Raw genomic sequence first — 17,914 nt, 5'->3', positions numbered from 1 at the left:
CTTTCACACCCAAGGAGTCGCTATGAACATGGATGTTCTGCTCGCTGCACTGGTTGAACAAAAGGGCTCGGATCTCTTCATCACGGTCGATGCCCCTCCCACCCTCAAGGTCAACGGACGACTGGTACCACTCGGCGATAAGCCCCTGGACAGGCAGGCGGCACTGGCGCTGGTCAGGGAGAGCCTGGATGAGGCGCACTTCGAGCGCTACCTGCACACCCGGGAGGCCAACTACGCCATTCACCGCGAGGGGCTGGGGCGATTTCGGGTCAGCGCCTTCTGGCAGCAGGATCTGCCGGGCATGGTGCTGCGCCGCATCGAGACCCGCATTCCCACCTTCGAGGAACTGACGCTGCCCCTCATACTGCAGGAGGTCGCCATGGCCAAGCGCGGCCTGGTGCTGTTCGTCGGCGCCACCGGGGCCGGCAAGTCCACCACCCAGGCGGCCATGATAGGCTACCGCAACCAGCACGGCGACGGCCACATACTGACGGTGGAGGATCCGGTGGAGTTCGTCCACCAGCATGGGCGCAGCCTGGTGACCCAACGGGAAGTGGGGATCGACACCGAATCCTTCAACGTGGCACTCAAGAATTCCATGCGCCAGGCGCCGGACGTCATCCTCATCGGCGAGATCCGCACCCAGGAGACCATGGAGCTGGCCATCCAGTTTGCCGAGACGGGCCACCTCTGCCTCGCCACCCTGCACGCCAACAATGCCAACCAGGCGCTGGATCGCATCCTCCATCTGGTGCCGCAGGAGAAGCATCGCCAGTTCCTGTTCGATCTCTCCTTCAACCTGCGCGCCATAGTCGCACAGCAACTGCTGCCCTCCCTTCACGGGCAGCGCCGTGTCGCCGCCTTCGAGATACTGCTCAACACCCCGCTCATCACCGACATAGTCCGCAAGGGAGAGGTGCACAGGCTCAAGGAGGTGATGACCAAATCCGGCGAACTCGGCATGCAGACCTTCGATCAGGCGCTGTTCGCCCTGTTCTGCGCCGGCCAAATTGGCTACAGTGAGGCCCTTGCCCATGCCGACTCCGCCAACGACCTGCGACTGCTGATCAAGCTGTCGGGTCGCGAGCAGCTGGGTGCAGGCACACTCGACAACGTGACCCTGGATGAATGAGGGGCGTGCGTCACCGCTAGTAAAGGACAGTTATGCTGATTGTGGTTTCCCCGGCCAAGACGCTGGATTACGAGTCGCCGCTGGTGACCTCCCGTTTCACCCTGCCCGAGCTGCTGGATCACTCCGCCCGGCTGATCCACAGGGCCAGGCAGCTGGCACCGGATCAGATCGCCAGCCTGATGAAGATCAGCGACAAGCTGGCGGGACTCAACGCCGCCCGTTTTGCCCAGTGGCAGCCGGATTTCACCCCGAGCAATGCCCGCCAGGCGCTGCTGGCCTTCAAGGGTGATGTCTACACCGGTCTTGCCGTTGAGGATTTCAGCGAGGCCGACCTCGACTTTGCCCAGGCGCACCTGCGCATGCTGTCCGGCCTCTACGGGGTGTTGCGACCGCTGGATCTGATGATGCCCTACCGGCTGGAGATGGGGATCCGCCTCGACAACGAGCGCGGCAAGGATCTCTATCAGTTCTGGGGTGACATCATCACAGAGCACCTGAACAAGGTGCTGGCCGCACAGGGCAGCGAGGTGATGGTCAATCTGGCGTCTGACGAATACTTCAAGTCGGTTCGCCTGGGCGCCCTGAAGGGCCGCATAGTGACTCCGGTGTTCAAGGACGAGAAAAACGGCCAGTTCAAGATCATCAGCTTCTACGCCAAGAAGGCCCGCGGCATGATGGCCCGCCACATCATCAAGCACAGGCTGACCGAGGTGACCCAGCTGACCGGGTTCAATGAGGCTGGCTACTATTTCGTGCCAGAAGAGTCCGACGATCGCACCCTGATGTTCAAGCGCGCCGAAAATTAATTACAGATGGAGGGAACCAAGTTCGGGATCCCCGGGTCTGAACCTATGAATCCTCTGTTGTAAGCACTTTTTGTTGGCCGACGTTCATGCGTCGGCTTTTTTCTGCGCGTCTATCCCCACGGGCCCGGGTGACAGGCAGCAAAACGGCCATCCGAGGATGGCCGTTGCAGCGTCAATGGGGCATTACTTCTTTTTCTTCTTGGCGCTCTTTTTCTTGCCATCCTTCGGCTTTTTCTTCTTCACCGGCACCCGCGCCTCCTTGTGCCTGGGGCGCAGCTCATCGATCACCCGGCGCTTGAGGCGCTCCTCGGTGTAGCGCTCTATCTTGGCCACCATGGCCATGTCGTGGGCTTCTACCAGACTGATGGCACAGCCACGGTTGCCGGCGCGGCCGGTACGGCCGATGCGGTGGACGTAGACGTCGGTGCCGTAGGGCATGTCGTAGTTGATGACGTGGCTGACGTTGGGCAGGTCGATGCCCCGGGCGGCCACATCGGTGGCGATGAGGAAGGGCACCTCCCCTTCATGGAACTTGCGAATCGACTCGACGCGCTTGCTCTGCTCCATCTCGCCACGGATCCAGGCACAGGAGACACCGGCCGCCTGCAACTGGCCGGAGAGCTCCGCCAGCCGCTCGCGGGTCTTGACGAAGACGATGGCCTTCTGGGTCTGGGGATCCTTCAGAATGTGGATCAGCAGCGCCAGCTTGTGGGCGGCGTCATCGGCCAGGTGCACCCACTGGGTGATGGGGCGGCGCTCGCTGCGGGGCGGCTCGGCATGCAGCTCCACCGGATCTTTGAGGATCTCGCTCGCGAACTTCTCGAGACCGGCCCCTTCCAGGGTGGCGGAGAACAACATGGTGTGCTTGCGGTAGCGCGCCTCGGCCACTATGCGGTTCACATCCTTGATGAAGCCCATGTCCAGCATGCGGTCCGCTTCATCCAGCACCAGCACCTCGATGTCGTGGCTCTCGAACTCTTCCTTTTCTATGTACTCCAGCAGGCGACCCGGGGTGGCCACGACTATGTCGGTGGTCTTGGTCAGGGCCGGCAGCTGCTCTTCATGGCTGACGCCGCCGATGATGGTCTCGATGCTGAGATGGGTATGCACCGCCAGCGCCCTGGCATGGGCACTGACCTGCAGCGCCAGCTCGCGGGTCGGAGTCAGGATAAGCATGCGGCACGGGCCCGGCTTGCGACGCGGGAAGTCCAGCAGGTGCTGCATGGCGGGCAGCAGGAAGGCGGCTGTCTTGCCGGTACCGGTCGGTGCTGATGCCAGAATATCGCGGCCGTCCAGGGCTGGCTCCAGCACCATCTGCTGAATGGTGGTGGGGCGGGTGAAACCCATCTCGGCCAAGGCCCGGTTGAGGGCTGGATTCAGGTCGAAATCATCAAAGGACTGGCTCATGGCAATACTCGGTCATTAAGGAAGCGGCTGATTATAGGCGATTATGCCGCCGGCTCCTATGGCGACTGTGGCTTAGCCGCTATAATCGCCGACCATTTTCGCCATGGCAGACGAGCAACGAGGGTCAGATGGGACGTAGCAGCGGTTTTACCTTCAAACAATTTCACATCGACCATGACCGCTGTGCCATGAAGGTGGGCACCGACGGCATACTGCTGGGGGCCTGGGCGCCAGTCGAACAAGCGCACCGGGTGCTCGATATCGGCACCGGCAGCGGCCTGATCGCCCTGATGCTGGCCCAGCGCAGCACGAACGACTGCCGGATCGACGGGGTGGAGCTGGATAAGGATGCAGCGGACCAGGCCAGGGATAACGTGGCGGCCTCCCCCTGGGCCACCCGGGTCAGCATTATAGAGAGCGCCATTCAGGATTATCAGGCGGCCCCTTACGATCTCATCGTCTCCAACCCTCCCTATTTCGTCGCAGGTCAGGTATTTAGCGATCCGGCCAGGGCGCTCGCCCGTCACACTGGCGCGCTCGATCCCCATGCGCTGCTGGCGGCAAGCCGTCGTCTGCTGAGTCAGAATGGACGGTTGGCGCTGGTGCTGCCCACCGCCATGGCAGATGAAATTTTATGCATCTCGGCAGATTATGATCTGTACAGCCTTTGTTATACAGCTGTTATCACCAGGGAGGGGAAAGAGGCAAATCGCGTTTTATTGCTACTTGGCAGAGGATTAAGCAGGTGTGAGCAGGGTGAGATTGTGATCCATTCTACTGCCGGAGGCTATTCCGACAGATACATCCAACTAACCCACCCCTTCTATTTGAAGATGTAAATTTCGCCTTGAACTATTTTTTCACATCATTATGCTGACTAGCAAACGAGCGCCCGCTCAAGACCAGCTCAAACCACTGGTGGCGATGAAAAAAGCAGCGGGGCTCCTTTTTTTTACCCCTGAACAACGCCGGTCACTGACCAATAAAAAACTATAACAAGCAATAGTTTACAAGACAGACGAGGTTGAACTTGACGAAATCACTCACATTGTCCGATGTACTCGGATTGGGCTTCATGACCTTCGCCTTCTATCTGGGCGCAGGCAACATCATCTTCCCGCCCCTGGCCGGTTACATGGCGGGTGAGCACCTCTCCCTGGCCATGCTGGGCTTCCTGGTGACCGCCGTGGGCCTGCCCCTCATCACTATTCTCGCCGTCGCCAAGGCCGGCAACGGCTGGGCCGGCATGACCAAGTTGCTGCCAACAGGCGTTGCCACCGCGCTGGCCGTCGCCATCTACATCATCATAGGCCCGGCCTTCGCCGCTCCCCGTACCGGCCTGGTGGCCTACGAGATGGGTCTGAAACCCTTCCTCGGCGACATGGGTCAATCCGGTCTGGCCGCCTACACTGTGGTCTTCTTCGGTATCGCCATCCTGGTCTCCCTCAATCAGGGCAAGCTGATGGATGCCATCGGCAAATACCTGACCCCCGTGCTGATGCTGCTGCTGCTGACCCTGGCCGTCGGCGTCTTCGTCGCGCCGCAGGGCACCATGCCCGCCTCGTCCGGCGACTATCAGCACAGCCCCCTGGTGAAAGGGATCCTGGAAGGCTACAACACCATGGATACCCTGGCGTCCCTGATGTTTGGCGCCCTGATCGTCGATCTGCTGCGCAAGAAAGGCATTCACGACTATCAGAGCCAGTTCAAGTACCTGGCCATCGCCGGCATCATCTCCGCCATCGGCCTGTCCGTGGTCTATGTCTCCCTGTTCCAGCTGGGTAACACCGCGGCCGGTGTCGCCACCGACGTCAGCAATGGCGGCGCCATCGTCAACGCCTACGTGCTGAGCCTGTTCGGCCAGCCGGGTCAGTTCATCCTGGCAGCCATCATCACCCTGGCCTGCTTCACCACGGCCGTGGGCCTGATCTCCGCCTGCTCCGACTTCTTCCACAATCTCACCGGCGTGAGCTACCAGAAGCTGGTGGTACTGCTGGGTGTCGTCTGTGCCGTAGTGGCCAACGTCGGCCTGAGCCAGCTCATCAGCCTCTCCATCCCTGTGCTGGTCGCCATCTATCCGGTGGCCGTGGCCCTGGTGCTGGTCACCTTCCTGAAGGGTTACTTCGGACGTCCCCGCCTGGTGTTCCGCTCCGTGCTGCTGGTTGCCTTCCTGTTCGGCTGCCTGGACGGTCTGGGTGCCGCCGGCATGAAGATGGATGCGTTCGCCTTCCTGCCGCTGTTCGACAAGGGCCTGGCCTGGTTGCTGCCCACCCTGCTGGCCTGCGGCCTGGGCACCCTGGTGCGCGGTGGTGACAAGCTGGCCGCCGAAGCCGCCTGATCCTCATCCCAACGACATGAAAAAGAGGCCAGCTTTCGCTGGCCTCTTTCATTTGTGCAACTGTGCATGGCAAATCGGGTTTGTGCTCAGAGCACGGATGCTGGCTTGGGCTTGCCGGCCAGGCCGTACCAGTGGCTCTCGACCTGGCCGGCATGCCAGCGCAGGGTGCCCCAGGGCTGCTCACTCTGCCAGCGCGGGAAGTTGATCTGCACGCTGTTGTCTTCGTACTTGTAGAGGGAAGTGCTGATCTGGATATCCGACAGGATAAGCAGCAGCACCCCACAGATGACAGTCCATTTCAGCATCGTCCACATGGCGGTTACTCGAAGCAGATCTCTATGGTGGCACGGCCGTATTCGGAATCGAACGGCATCATGATCTTGGCACCGTCAGCCCTGTGGGTGATGGTGTGATTGGGGCCGGAGACTATGATGGGGGTCGCCATGTCGAACTCATAGCCCTTCTCCCCCAGCATGCGCTTGGCGCCGCCGGTCACCATGTTGGTGATCTCGCCCACCATGTCGGTCACCTCTTCGTTGATGGTGGCCGGTGCCTCCCCCAGCATGCGGCGCATGATCTCCAGCGCCAGCCCCTTCTCGAAGCTGATGGAGAGCGATCCCCGGGTCTGCGGACCCACCATGCCGATGAGGCCGGAGACATCCCCCCGCGCCAGCTCGTCCGTCTTGCGCTTGGGCGCGCCGGGTTTGAGCTCCAGCTGTGCCATGGTAGAGAGCACATTGAGCAGGGAGAGCAAGAACGGGTTTACAAAATCAGCCTTCATCTTCACTTCCTAGGGTGTCAGAGCAACGAGCACATTGACCATGGGCCTCTATGGTCTTGTTGGTAATAGTAAAACCATGCTGGTGAGCCTGCTCGGAAAAGGCGCTGTCGATGGCCGGATCGTGCAGCTCCACCACCTCCTTGCAGCGATCGCAGATCAGCAGCTGCATGGGATGGGCATGGTCAAAGTGGCAGCAGAAGATGAAGGCGTTGAGCGACTCCACCTTGTGGGCAAACCCCTGCTCGAGCAGAAAGTCGAGCGCCCGGTAGACGGTGGGGGGTTTGGCATGTGCCTCGGTCTGCTGCAACTGGGCCAGCAGATCGTAGGCGCTGATGGCATTGCCATGGGCGGCAAGCAGCCGGAACACCTGGCGCCGGGTCGGGGTGAAACGGATCCCCCGCTGGTCGCAGAGACGTTCCGCTCGTTGTAGAAGTAGGTCTTGATTCATGATCACGCAGATACCCTGTCAATTAGCCGGATACTATCACAGGGCCCCCTGTGCGCGGCGACAAAATTCATTTTCTGAGGCCGTCTCACCTTGTGGTAGAATCCGGCCCCTTATTTTGCCAACCCGGATGATTTTTATGCAGGCGCAGCGCTTCTCCATCGCCCCCATGCTGGATTGGTGAGATTTTCTCTCTAGCCCTTATCTGGCGTGGCCTTCATTTTCCATGGGGCAGATATGGGGCAGGTGGTTGCCAAAACGGCTTTACTCAGGGGTTTTCTCAAGCCTTTCAGCTCTTCTTGTCTACTCTGAGAATATGTCCCAACAACTTTGTTCGTTAAATACAAAAGTCAGCATCATCAACAGGTTATGTTGATTTCGGTGACCATTTGATTATACCCACTCGAGATCTTAAGAGCGAATAAGAGGGAACATGGGTAGGAGCATCGTCATACGGTTCTGCCTATATGCCTTCCTTGAGCTGTTTGCTGTGCTAGCAGGAGCGCCTACCACCTGACCCAGACCACTGACAAAGACAAAAAATGAAAAAAGCCCGCGATTCGCGGGCTTGCCCTTCCAGAAGATTATCTTCGAGCCTCCATCTTCGTGATCGCAGTTAGCCTGCGCACTTCTTTCTCTCTCTGCTGATCTATATAGCAGGCCAGGTCAGTCAGGTGCACCAGATAGTCACTCTTTTGGCTGGTTCTGAACGTCGGGATGGGTAACATCCCGGCATTTGCACGCTGTCTGGCTGTTTGATATGACAGACCAAAATAGTCACTACAGATGTCTTTAAGCGGCACGACAGGTTTCTCGTATTGCGCCAAGAGCATAAAAACGGTTTGCATGCTGTCACCTCACAACAGAGCCGGTGGAACTGGGAAAACCGGGAAATCCATTAATCCACCTCCAGCTCGGCCAGAGCTTTTTTGATTCGCTCAGGCCAGATTGCAAAAAACCGGGCCGACTTTTTTTCTTGTACCACTTTGAGAGTCAGTCGCTCTTCCTCATTGAATTGCAGCCAATCTCTTTTGACTAGTCGCAGCATCTGTGAGCGATATTGTGGACGTAAATTCAATGCCTGTTTCAACACATCAGTTTTGACTAGCCATTGCGGCTCTCCCTGATACGTTCGGCTGTAACCAACGCTCGACTTCAGCCGACCTTCCAGGGGTCTTATATACGGACCCCAGCCCTGTATGGCTGCTTTCAGCATACAGAACAGCCGATAATCCTCAGTGTCCAGACCATGACCGCGGTTCTTTAGCCATAGGCTGAAGCAATGGTTAATAGCATTCACTGAATGATGCTCGAGCCAGGGCAACAGGTTGAAATGGTTGGCCATGATCAGCGCAACTTGGACTATGGCAAAATGCCTGATTACACGCATTACTTGGGGGCTGACGGAATAGTCTAGGGTGACCTCCGCGTCCTCTTTCATCAGTTCGCTGTGATAATTGAGTAGACCTGTAACTTTTCTTGCTAGCTCCGCCTCTTCATAGCTGACCAATCGGTCTACCCATGCCGGGAACAAGGTACCGTAGTAGTTTTTACAGCGTCGCTTTAACTCGTCTGACAGCAGATCTCCCCGTTTGAAGCCGTGGAGTGTATCAAACATGCCATACTGACCTGTTATCGGGATTTCAATCACTCGGCTCAGCTGTCCTGCCAATGGTTCTTTACCTAGTTGTGCCAAGTGTTCAGCCAGCGTTACCTCCCCGTTTGACAGGGCAATGGTTCGCCAAGATTCGCCTATGGCTAACTGCCCCGTTTCGTTGGATCTCAGCTTGGGTCTACCATTACAAATTGAGTAGACAGCTACATCCGCATCTTCAGGTTTGGCCTGAGATAATTCATCCAGAAAAAGCGGGACGTCGTGGTGTAGTGCCGCGGCTGCAGCCAGGCCATTGGCTGTGCTCAACCAGGTTCGCATGAGTGACTCATCGCCTAAGACCGAAGTCGCTACCTTCATTGCTGTGGATTTACCAGAGCCCGAGTCGCCATAGAGATGGAAGATCACGTTTTCGACGCCTGAGCTACTGAGCAGAGGCGCACTCAGAGCGACTCCACAGCAAAAAATCAGTAGTGGATTACCAATACAGACTTTGCCAATCTCTTCCTGCCACTGTTCCAGCGTGCCAGATGACCTCAGCTCCACATCCAGTCCCTTGCGCAGAAGATGTACTTTTGCATTACCCCTGGGGGCAATCCAGCCAGGACTGACAAAGCCCTCTGCATGCCAACCGGTTCGTTCCACACAGGTTGCTGGTTCTGCACGCTGTAGCTCATTGAGCAGGTAACGTTGAAGGCGTTGCCAGGCTTGAGGGCTTGGCTCCAGTTGATAGCCAGAATCGATCAACATCTCCCGAACCAACCTGCTATTATCACCCTGAAGATGCCTAATTAAGACGATGTCTTGCAAGTGAACACCGTCCAGGTTTTTCCACTCAAGTAAAACGCCGTAGCTACGTTTTTGATCCGAAGAGCGGGTTCGAGCGAGGACCTTGATGTGTCCTCCGATTTTTACCCAGCGTTCCGACTCTTGGACTTCCAGTGCATCCGGCAGTAATCGAAATTCCATAAGCACCTCCCTCAAATGTTATTTAGATACCGCTGAATGTCTGACAGCTTGAATCTAATTGAACGTCCGGTGGGGCCTAATCTGATGGGGGCAGGCAAGATTCCTGATTTTACAAGGCGCCGTACTGTCGACTGTGAAAGGGAAGTCAGTTCAGTGACCTCAGCCATCGTTAGCAATGTTCTATTTTGTGTTTCAGCCATACATCCTCCTGGTTTTTCATGTGTTGGCAGGAGCATTCTGAATGTTGTATGTAGAAAACTTCGTCGCTGGAAGTGCCTTTTTCGGGTAAAGCGAAAAAACAATTTTTCCTATAAAAACAATCAGTTATGACATGAACTTGCTTGATATAGACTATTCCCCCATCTCTTGGCTATTACCGTATTATTTTTTGATTCGCTAATTTGTCAGAAATTTCACATGTGAAATTTTTTGCGTCGACTTAGCTTGTAGCTCTAGGTGAAATCACGGACGGCACAATAGTTAAAAAAATCCCCGAGCGATGCCCGGGGACCGATATATAAGAGACAGTCCTAAGGGGAAATCCAGTCAGGCTGCTCTCCTTCAACTGACCGACGCATTACCAAAAAGGTGAGCCAACGTACTCTCCGGTCTGTATGTCATAGCCATTGGAAACAAGCCGGATCGGGCTTTTTTTTCTGGCTACATTGCCCGTAGCCTCGTTCTTTGGTGCAGCGAGCAAGCCATAGAACATCCCTCCAATAAGAGCTCCCTGCCAGGCAAACAAGGCCATCAGCCCCCAGAAGGCAAGGCCCACCCAGTAGTTCTTGTGGAGCAGATCCAGCACGGGTTTGAGCCAGTAAACAACTGGGATGGCTAAAACGGCATAACCACAGCCAGTGACCTCAAGCATTGCCCAGCCAAGGACGACAACAGTCATCAAAAATATATTAATTAAATCTTTCACGGTGACCTCCCTTAATATTTCACATCCATATTATCGCGATTTCATAAAATGCAACCTTAAGAAGGCTATGATTAAATAATTAATGAGTGAAGGCATAGGGTAATGTTCATTAGTAGAGTCGGCAACATTCGCCATCAGAGCTAAAAAGTTTCACGTATGAAATTATCTGAGCCGTCATGGCTGCTGCCTAAAGAGAGAGCATATTTATTGAGTACTACAGCATTTGAAAACGAACAAAAAGCCGCACGGAGGCGGCCAGTGGTGCGATGTTTTATCAGAATGGGTAGACAAAGATCTCTGGTTTCCCTTGTTCAAGCAGGTAGGGAAATACGATCTTGTCGCTATTATTTATTTTGACTTGTTGAGGAGCTAGGTACAGGAAGGCCCAAACTGGTAGCTTCTCACTGATCTTGCTGTATACGGCTTGTTCTGGTGCGTGGCTAGCCGCTCCATTCGTAACATTAATAAAATTAAAATCCGTGTCATGGCCGGAAGTGAATGCATAAGCATCCCCTTGAGCTCCAGTAATAAAGGCTGGTGCCTTGTCTTGATTCGGCTCTACGATTCGTACCTTAATAGAGCACATGTCCGAGACCTTGCTTTTACCGTTGGTCCAAGTCGGACAATCCCATTCGTTGCTGTAAAAATGATATGTCAGGTTGCCATCTTTTTCGTACAGCAGGTCGAATTGAACACCCAGATCGGTTAACGATGACTCGATAGAAAGTTTCACATGAGAAATCAATTTGGTCTGAGCATCGGCTGACGATGCCGCCTTAATTACAGGCATCCAAGCTATCAAGCTATTCCGGGCACCATGCTGCTTGGGGCCAAACGCCCAATTAGCCATGTTGACTACCCCACCTTGCCAGTTTGATAGGCCTCCCACACTGGGAGCGATATAGCCGGACATCACATAAGCTGCACCAAAGGTTTTGGTATCTGTCATGCGTTCCAACTGATCACTTGGTACAGCAGCATCCTTAATTCCAGTAATCAAACCACCAGCCTCGGCAATATTGTAGGCGCGACTGTGCTCTGTCTTGTACCGGTAGCTATTTGGTGTCATGGCACAACCAGAGGCCAACCCCAGCCCGGTTGCAACGATTATGGTGGTTAGTTTTTTCATCATTGTTATGTCTCGTGTGGAGCTTGCCATAGGGTGGCATGAATCCTATAAAAAGCAACGAAATGCATCTATCTAATTGAAATTATTAAATATATGTACATAGCGAACATTTTTACTGTTGCTGGATAGAACGCCTAAGCTGGGTTGCAACATTAATGACCTAGGGTGTTGTAGCAGCCCACAGTGAGCTACATAGGAGCTTTGATTTGGATGTTCTACTGGTTTTTTCGATCCGCATCTTTCACCTGTGAAATTTTAAGTTTCTCTCTGTAGAGATATGCAGCAGCTACCGCAACGCCTAGAAGGAAAAGGAATAGAGTGACCAAAATTACGATGCTGTTCATAAAACGCCCTCCAAATGGTATGGAAAACTATGCATCACGCGGTTAGGTTGATCAATAAGTTATTGATTTTTATGTAACTTTGTCTTTTCAGAACAAAGTTCAGTTGCAGGGTTTTACAAAAACGCGCTCGTCCGCCTAACTCAGTGTTAGGGGCCGCCAGTTGACTAGCTTTATATTATTTTTCATATAGATAGCCCCAGGGTGCATTCCGATACCATCGTAGCCGATAGCTCATTAATCCCTCCCTGAGGCTGTACGGGAAACTACCTTCAGGAACAGCGGCCGTTTTTGTAATTCGTTTGCGCTAAGAGCCGAGTCATGACAGAACGCCCATCTCATCGAGGTGCTGGATCAGTGTTCCTAGTAGACGTTGGCTGCTGCGAGAAAGCCGACGCAACTGCATCAACTGATCATTGAGTTGGCGTATCAGGGCAAAGCCTTCCTCTGTGGCCAAAATGACTGGTTTTTCCCAGTCATGTGCAGGTGTAAATGTCGCTTTGTAATACGAAAACTGACCATTGCGCGGCAGGTAATGGCTAAGAACCTTGTGCTTCCCCGATCCTTTTGGCTGTTCAATGAATTGGTTGTAGTACCAGTGGCATTCCAGCTTGAATTGACGAACTCGTGCCCTGCAACCGAAATGGCCCGGATAACCGGGGGTCTGCCTGGTTCTGTGTGCTCGATTGTGTTGCCAAAAATGGTCGCAGAGTCGATTCGCTAAAAACTCGTAGCGCCTCTGCTCAATCTCCGCCATGTCATGGATGGCGATGAGGAACTCCCCGCACTGCTGTAGTGCCATACGGGTGGCGTTATCCCGATCTGCTTGAGTCGTCTGTTTGCGACTGATTATTCGCCATGCCTCCGCCATGCGGGAAATGTTCTGTTGTGTCATACATCCTCCTGATCTTGGTTATGACACCACAGATGTTAAACATGAGGCTGCAAAAACCTACGCTCTGTATCTGCCCTTTTGGGGCGTTCTGAGAGATATTGCAGGTCCCAAGATGATTACTCCCGCTCCAAAGACCTATCCAATTCCTTTCCAATAGCTTATCTGATGTGGGACCCATCAATAACGAACAATCAAGCGCTGCAACATGGTGCAAGGACCTTGGAAAAGTCGTTCCACCAATGATGTGGGACCTGCCTGTAATGTGGTAGATCGCTGTGCTTTTCGTGGGTGAGCACGCCACCGCTCATGATGATCGGCAACTACCGACCACAGCGCTCATTGGTGCTGTCATCAACTGACCTTAGGGTAGCAAAGTACAGCAGTCGTTCCTGGTGTTAGGCCACAGGTGCGAGATCGGCCAATCCAGACGTTCGCGTGTCAGCTGTTCGAGGGCTGCTATGCGACGGGTACACTCCGTTGAGGAAAGTCGCAAGTTAAGTATTCCCCCTAGCTAGTATCTACAAATTCCAGCACCATGGGGATGCTCTTATGTGACCATAAAAAATCGAGCTAGTAGATAGCAAAACACTAGCCAAGAACTAATGACCTAGAGGTCCCGTCTGGTATGGCGACACAACAAATTCAATTGAAAACCGTTCATGAGCTACGCACCTTCCATGTAGATGAACGGCCGCAACGCTTCTTCATCCCTGCCTACCAGAGAGGATACCGCTGGACCTCACTCCAGATAACCCAACTGTTGGATGACTTCCGCGAGTTCACCCAACGACCTAATCCTCAGCCTCAGGAGTTCTACTGCCTACAGCCCTTAGTAATCAAGGCTCGGCCACAAGGGGACTGGGAGGTAGTCGATGGCCAGCAACGCCTGACTACACTGTTGTTGATCCTCCGTCATTTCAACGAACGATTGGCAGAGCGCTTCCGCCAACCAGTCTACCAGCTGGATTATGAAACTCGCCCCAAGCTGGCGGACTTTCTAGACGAACCATCGCCGGCACTAGCGGATACTAACGCTGACTATTTTCATCTCTATCTGGCCATGCAGACAATAGAGAGCTGGTTCGCCCAGCACGAAAGCGAGGTGGAAGCGATCAAGGCTGTGATACTAAACCAGGTCAAGCTTATCTGGTTCGAGTTGGCCGAAGGGGACCATCCAGTCGAGGCCTTCACCCGGCTGAATGTAGGTAAAATACCGCTAACATCAGACGAACTGATCCGCGCGCTGTTTCTGCGCCGAAGCACCGGCGCCGGGGCAGATCCCACAAGCGCTCAGTTACGCATCGCCTACGAATGGGATGTGCTGGAAAAAGCTCTCCAAAACGATGCTTTTTGGTACTTCATAAGCAACAAGCCTGCTCCCGCCCAGAACCGCATCGGCCTATTGTTTGAACTGGTAGCGCAACAAGACGGTTTACCGCAGGCATGGCAACACGACGCCTATGCCGTTTTCCATCACGTCAATGGGCGGCTCAAGGCATCAGGTGCCAGCGTTACGGACGAGTGGGGACGCATTAAGTCCAGCTTTCTGCAGTTAGAAGAATGGTTTGAGGACCGCATGCTCTTCCATATGGTGGGTTATCTGGTTCATCAAAGCGTCGGTATCAACAGCATTCGCCAACTGGCGCAAGGCACAACCAAGAGCGGTTTCGAGCTGACTTTGCGTCGCGAGATCTTCAAACGCGTGACAGGATATGAGCTGTCTGTTCCTGTGCTCGAGGCGGTTGTACGGGAACGACTGCTAACACATATGGATGGACTCAGCTATGGACGTAAGGTTAGCCACGTACGCATCCGTGCATGGCTTCTGCTGTTCAACCTCGCCACCTTATTGCAAGACGAGCGCTCCAACCTGCGTTTCCAGTTCGACAGTTTCAAGACCCAGTGCTGGGATATCGAGCACATTCGTTCCGTTAGCGACGACAGGCCTGGCCGTCCTGATACGCAAAAGACCTGGCTGGAACACTGCCTTAGATTTCTCGCTGCGCAAGGCACAGCCAATGTTTTATGCGAAGAGATTGATACCTACTTAGCTGACCAAGCTCTCTCTAAGACTCCGGAAGTGTTTGACGATCTGTATGACAGAGTGCTGGAGTTTTTTGCCGAAGCTAAGGAGTGGGAGGAAGAGCATGGCTTGGGCAACCTGACTCTGCTTGACGAGCATACCAACCGCAGCTATGGCAATGCCGTATTTGCGTTAAAGCGTCAACGACTGCTGTCGCTGGATCAGGCCGGCATCTTCGTGCCGCTGTGCACCCGCAACATCTTCCTTAAGTGCTACAGCCCACAGGTGGGCAACACTCTGTTTTGGACCGAACAGGACAGAGAAGCATACGAAACAGTCATGTTGGATACACTCACCCGCTTTTTCTGCGGTAGCAGGAGAGGAATGCAATGAACTTAGGTCAACAAATCAGCTACATTCAACTGCTGCAGCGGCACACACACATCCAGATTCCGATTATCCAGCGTGACTACGCCCAAGGCCGACCTGATGAGCAAGAGGTTCGTGATTCCTTCCTTGCCGCACTGGAAGATGCCTTGCTCAAACCTGCGCATGACGCCAGTCTGCCGCTGAATTTAGACTTCATCTATGGCAGTGTTGAAGCATGCCATGGAAAGACACACTTCCTTCCTTTGGACGGACAGCAGCGTTTAACCACTCTGTTTCTACTTCACTGGTATCTCGCATGGCACGATGACGCTTGGGAAGTGTTCACAGCACTATTCGTGGCAGACGGCAAATCCCGTTTCTGCTACGGAGTGCGCCCTAGTAGCAATGATTTTTTTGACCAGTTGGTGGCGTATCGTCCAACCGAAGTAGTGGACGAAGTAGATTCGCTTGCTGTCACATTGTGCGATCAACCTTGGTTTTTCCGAAGCTGGCTGCGCGATCCAACTATCCAGTCTGTCCTAGGCATGATGAATGCCATCCATAAGCGTTTTGCAACGCATTCGAGCTTATTCGCCAGACTGATAGACGAAGTTCGTCCAGCAGTCACCTTTCAACTCTTGGGCCTGCATGACTTCGGCCTATCGGATGACCTTTACATCAAGATGAATGCCCGGGGAAAGCCTCTCACTGCTTTCGAAAACTTCAAGGCTCGTTATGAGCAGTTGCTGAAAACCCAGCTCGTAAATCGCAGGTTTAATATCAGTGACCAATCATTCCCCGTCCATGAATACGTAGCCATCCAACTGGACACACAATGGGGGGACTTGTTCTGGCAATTCAGAGACAAAGTCAGCAATCTATTTGATCAGACTTTCCTACGCTTGTTTCGGGCTGTGGCTTTGGTGACGCGAGACTCAGGGAGAGAAGCATTCAACAACGATACCGAGCGGTTACGCAATGTGCATCAATCACTCTCATTCCATGACTACTATCGCCAGGATTGGCTGGATGAACATTTCTCTACGTCGCTCATTTATTTGCTGAATGCGTTACACGCCGAAGGAGGCAGATTATGCACGGGATTGCTAAACGGTCAGTCCTTCAATGAGTCAGCCATCTTGGGAAAAATTCTTAATCCTAACAACATTTCACTCAGCTACAGTGAGGCGGTGCAGTTCGCGGCCTATGTGGGCTATCTCCATAAACATGAGGGCAAGCCAGAGCCAGAGGCATTCGATCACTGGATGAGGGTCATCAAGAACCTATCCGTGAACACCACTTATAACCGGATAGATGACTTCCGGCGTAGCGTTGAAAGTGTGAATGTACTGTTGATGCATGCGGACCACATTCGGGAGCATCTAGCAAATCCGGACAACTCCGTAGAGGGCTTCAGTAGAGTTCAAATCGGCGAGGAGCGTATCAAGTGCGCGTTGATGCTGGCCCATGAAGGGTGGAAGCCTCTGATCCAAGTAGCAGAATCGCATGGGTACTTCGCCGGACAAATTGACTTCCTTTTAGAGTTCTCAATGGTGACAAACAAGTTCAAAATAGCAGCTCCCAGTGACTGGGCTGCTGAGCAGCACCGAGAGCTCCAGCATGCTTTTGAACACTACTGGAGCTGGGCTCGTGTCACCTTCTCGAATATGGGCTTAAAAGAATTGGGGTCGCATTATTGGCAGAGAGCTCTTTTGAGTCTTGGTGATTGCTTATTGCAAAGGGGAAGAAATAAATCCTTTTTAGTGGATCGCTCAGATGATGAAGTCAGCTGGAAGCGATTCCTACGCATGGTGGGAAAGCGCGATCTGCTGAAAAAACTATGGGACCAAATGGACCCCGCCATTGACTTATCCAATCAACTGGAGCGTGTCATCTCCAGTGTGTCCGAGTGTGAAAGTTGGCGACGATTGATCGTCGGTACACCGGAGGTCATGGCGTTTTGTGAAGCTAAAGCTATTCGCTTTGAATCTAGCGAGAAGGTTTACATACTAAAACGTAGACAACTTAATGGTGAACATGCCGAGCTGCTCACATTCTGCCTCTATCATAGACTTAGGGCAAAATCGCAAACTCTTAACAATTTACATATAACCTATGTGACTGCAGTTGGTACTGCCTCCAGTCCTTATATCAAACTGACTTGCCTCCTGGCTGATGGATGGCCTGAATTCAACATCGTCGCAGATCAGAGCCAATTCTGCATAAGAACAACATTACCGACCAAGGAAATTGAGCCACAGATTAGCGCAATGCTTAGAGATATTTTTCACCACCAAGAACATGGTCACTATCAAATAGTGTTGAATAGCTATGACGTCGGACATATATTAGAGCAACTAAATAATCACATCTCAACGGCGTCTGAATTGTCTCAAGTTAACTAGATACTCTGTGAGTGGCTGCCTGTTGTGGTCACAAGGCTGCGCTGGCTAGGCTCGCTAAATCGTTATATTGAAGTAGTTAGTCAACCCAGCAGGAGGACTGCAGTTACGGTCAGTTCCTAGCAGGTTGCTGCCGACGGATCACATAGCATGCCGGCAACATAGCGGCAGCGCCGTGTTATATCGATCTGAAAGGTGTGAGCAAGCCCACAGGATTACGCAGCTCATCAAGCCTGTGCCAAGTCAGCCGCCCAGCACTTTGCAGATCGCCCAGGCAAAGCCCACCTCGAACAAGGTACGGCCGTGCTCGTGAGGATTTCGCCAATGGCTGCCCTCCTTC

16 protein-coding genes are annotated in these 17,914 nt (G+C 53.6%); 6 read left to right on the top strand and 10 right to left on the bottom strand.

Annotation, left to right across the window (positions count from 1 at the left end):
- Positions 1 to 22: 22 nt before the first annotated feature.
- Both ACF2JD_RS15785 and yaaA read left to right on the top strand, forming a co-directional pair.
- On the top strand, positions 23 to 1,132 hold the full coding sequence (locus ACF2JD_RS15785; protein WP_440987760.1) for a PilT/PilU family type 4a pilus ATPase: 1,110 nt from the start codon (positions 23 to 25) through the stop codon (positions 1,130 to 1,132).
- A gap of 32 nt (positions 1,133 to 1,164) precedes the next feature.
- A complete protein-coding gene (yaaA, locus tag ACF2JD_RS15780; protein ID WP_440987759.1) occupies positions 1,165 to 1,938 on the top strand; it encodes a peroxide stress protein YaaA in 774 nt (257 codons plus the stop codon).
- A 183-nt stretch (positions 1,939 to 2,121) separates the two neighbouring features.
- On the opposite strand, the gene srmB is transcribed toward yaaA, so the two are convergent.
- Positions 2,122 to 3,345 carry an ATP-dependent RNA helicase SrmB gene (gene srmB, locus ACF2JD_RS15775; protein ID WP_106885020.1) on the bottom strand — a complete coding sequence of 408 codons (1,224 nt, stop codon included), beginning with the start codon at positions 3,343 to 3,345 and terminating at the stop codon, positions 2,122 to 2,124.
- 128 nt (positions 3,346 to 3,473) lie between these two features.
- Between srmB and ACF2JD_RS15770 the strand changes: the two genes are divergently transcribed.
- Both ACF2JD_RS15770 and brnQ read left to right on the top strand, forming a co-directional pair.
- Entirely contained in the window at positions 3,474 to 4,184 is a 711-nt protein-coding gene (locus ACF2JD_RS15770; protein ID WP_139743691.1) for a tRNA1(Val) (adenine(37)-N6)-methyltransferase, read from the top strand.
- A 191-nt stretch (positions 4,185 to 4,375) separates the two neighbouring features.
- Positions 4,376 to 5,683 carry a branched-chain amino acid transport system II carrier protein gene (brnQ, locus tag ACF2JD_RS15765; protein WP_163149557.1) on the top strand — a complete coding sequence of 436 codons (1,308 nt, stop codon included), beginning with the start codon at positions 4,376 to 4,378 and terminating at the stop codon, positions 5,681 to 5,683.
- Positions 5,684 to 5,769: 86 nt separating this feature from the next.
- Here the strand turns inward: brnQ and ACF2JD_RS15760 are convergent, their stop codons facing one another.
- The 9 genes from ACF2JD_RS15760 to mobI all read right to left on the bottom strand — a co-directional run bounded on the left by ACF2JD_RS15760 (position 5,770) and on the right by mobI (position 12,780).
- Entirely contained in the window at positions 5,770 to 5,997 is a 228-nt protein-coding gene (locus tag ACF2JD_RS15760) for a hypothetical protein (protein ID WP_025325658.1), read from the bottom strand.
- A 5-nt stretch (positions 5,998 to 6,002) separates the two neighbouring features.
- Positions 6,003 to 6,464, bottom strand: a complete 462-nt coding sequence (locus ACF2JD_RS15755) for a chemotaxis protein CheX (RefSeq protein WP_025325657.1) — start codon at positions 6,462 to 6,464, stop codon at positions 6,003 to 6,005.
- Positions 6,454 to 6,912 carry a zinc uptake transcriptional repressor Zur gene (zur, locus tag ACF2JD_RS15750; protein WP_025325656.1) on the bottom strand — a complete coding sequence of 153 codons (459 nt, stop codon included), beginning with the start codon at positions 6,910 to 6,912 and terminating at the stop codon, positions 6,454 to 6,456. The genes ACF2JD_RS15755 and zur overlap by 11 nt, the downstream gene beginning before the upstream one ends.
- Before the next feature lie 581 nt (positions 6,913 to 7,493).
- Positions 7,494 to 7,757, bottom strand: coding sequence for a pyocin activator PrtN family protein (locus tag ACF2JD_RS15745; RefSeq protein ID WP_440987758.1), 264 nt, complete (start codon positions 7,755 to 7,757; stop codon positions 7,494 to 7,496).
- Positions 7,758 to 7,807: 50 nt separating this feature from the next.
- Positions 7,808 to 9,490, bottom strand: coding sequence for a DUF927 domain-containing protein (locus ACF2JD_RS15740; RefSeq protein ID WP_275057420.1), 1,683 nt, complete (start codon positions 9,488 to 9,490; stop codon positions 7,808 to 7,810).
- Positions 9,491 to 9,501: 11 nt separating this feature from the next.
- Positions 9,502 to 9,657, bottom strand: coding sequence for a helix-turn-helix transcriptional regulator (locus ACF2JD_RS15735; RefSeq protein WP_374828365.1), 156 nt, complete (start codon positions 9,655 to 9,657; stop codon positions 9,502 to 9,504).
- Between the two features lie 410 nt (positions 9,658 to 10,067).
- Entirely contained in the window at positions 10,068 to 10,415 is a 348-nt protein-coding gene (locus ACF2JD_RS15730; protein WP_045523225.1) for a hypothetical protein, read from the bottom strand.
- Positions 10,416 to 10,689: 274 nt separating this feature from the next.
- Positions 10,690 to 11,547 carry a hypothetical protein gene (locus ACF2JD_RS15725; protein ID WP_440987757.1) on the bottom strand — a complete coding sequence of 286 codons (858 nt, stop codon included), beginning with the start codon at positions 11,545 to 11,547 and terminating at the stop codon, positions 10,690 to 10,692.
- A gap of 657 nt (positions 11,548 to 12,204) precedes the next feature.
- Positions 12,205 to 12,780: a conjugative transfer protein MobI(A/C) gene (gene mobI / locus ACF2JD_RS15720; protein ID WP_239052880.1), complete on the bottom strand. Its 576-nt coding sequence runs from the start codon at positions 12,778 to 12,780 to the stop codon at positions 12,205 to 12,207.
- A gap of 625 nt (positions 12,781 to 13,405) precedes the next feature.
- Between mobI and ACF2JD_RS15715 the strand changes: the two genes are divergently transcribed.
- Together ACF2JD_RS15715 and ACF2JD_RS15710 are read left to right on the top strand one after the other, a co-directional pair.
- Positions 13,406 to 15,196, top strand: a complete 1,791-nt coding sequence (locus ACF2JD_RS15715; protein WP_275057426.1) for a DUF262 domain-containing protein — start codon at positions 13,406 to 13,408, stop codon at positions 15,194 to 15,196.
- Positions 15,193 to 17,577: a GmrSD restriction endonuclease domain-containing protein gene (locus ACF2JD_RS15710; protein ID WP_440987756.1), complete on the top strand. Its 2,385-nt coding sequence runs from the start codon at positions 15,193 to 15,195 to the stop codon at positions 17,575 to 17,577. Before ACF2JD_RS15715 ends, ACF2JD_RS15710 begins: the two co-directional genes overlap by 4 nt.
- The last annotated feature ends 337 nt before the right edge of the window (positions 17,578 to 17,914 follow it).

Source organism: Aeromonas ichthyocola (genome assembly GCF_046087985.1).
Classification (GTDB): Bacteria; Pseudomonadota; Gammaproteobacteria; order Enterobacterales; family Aeromonadaceae; genus Aeromonas; species Aeromonas rivipollensis.
This window is presented reverse-complemented; position numbering and strand designations above follow the sequence as displayed.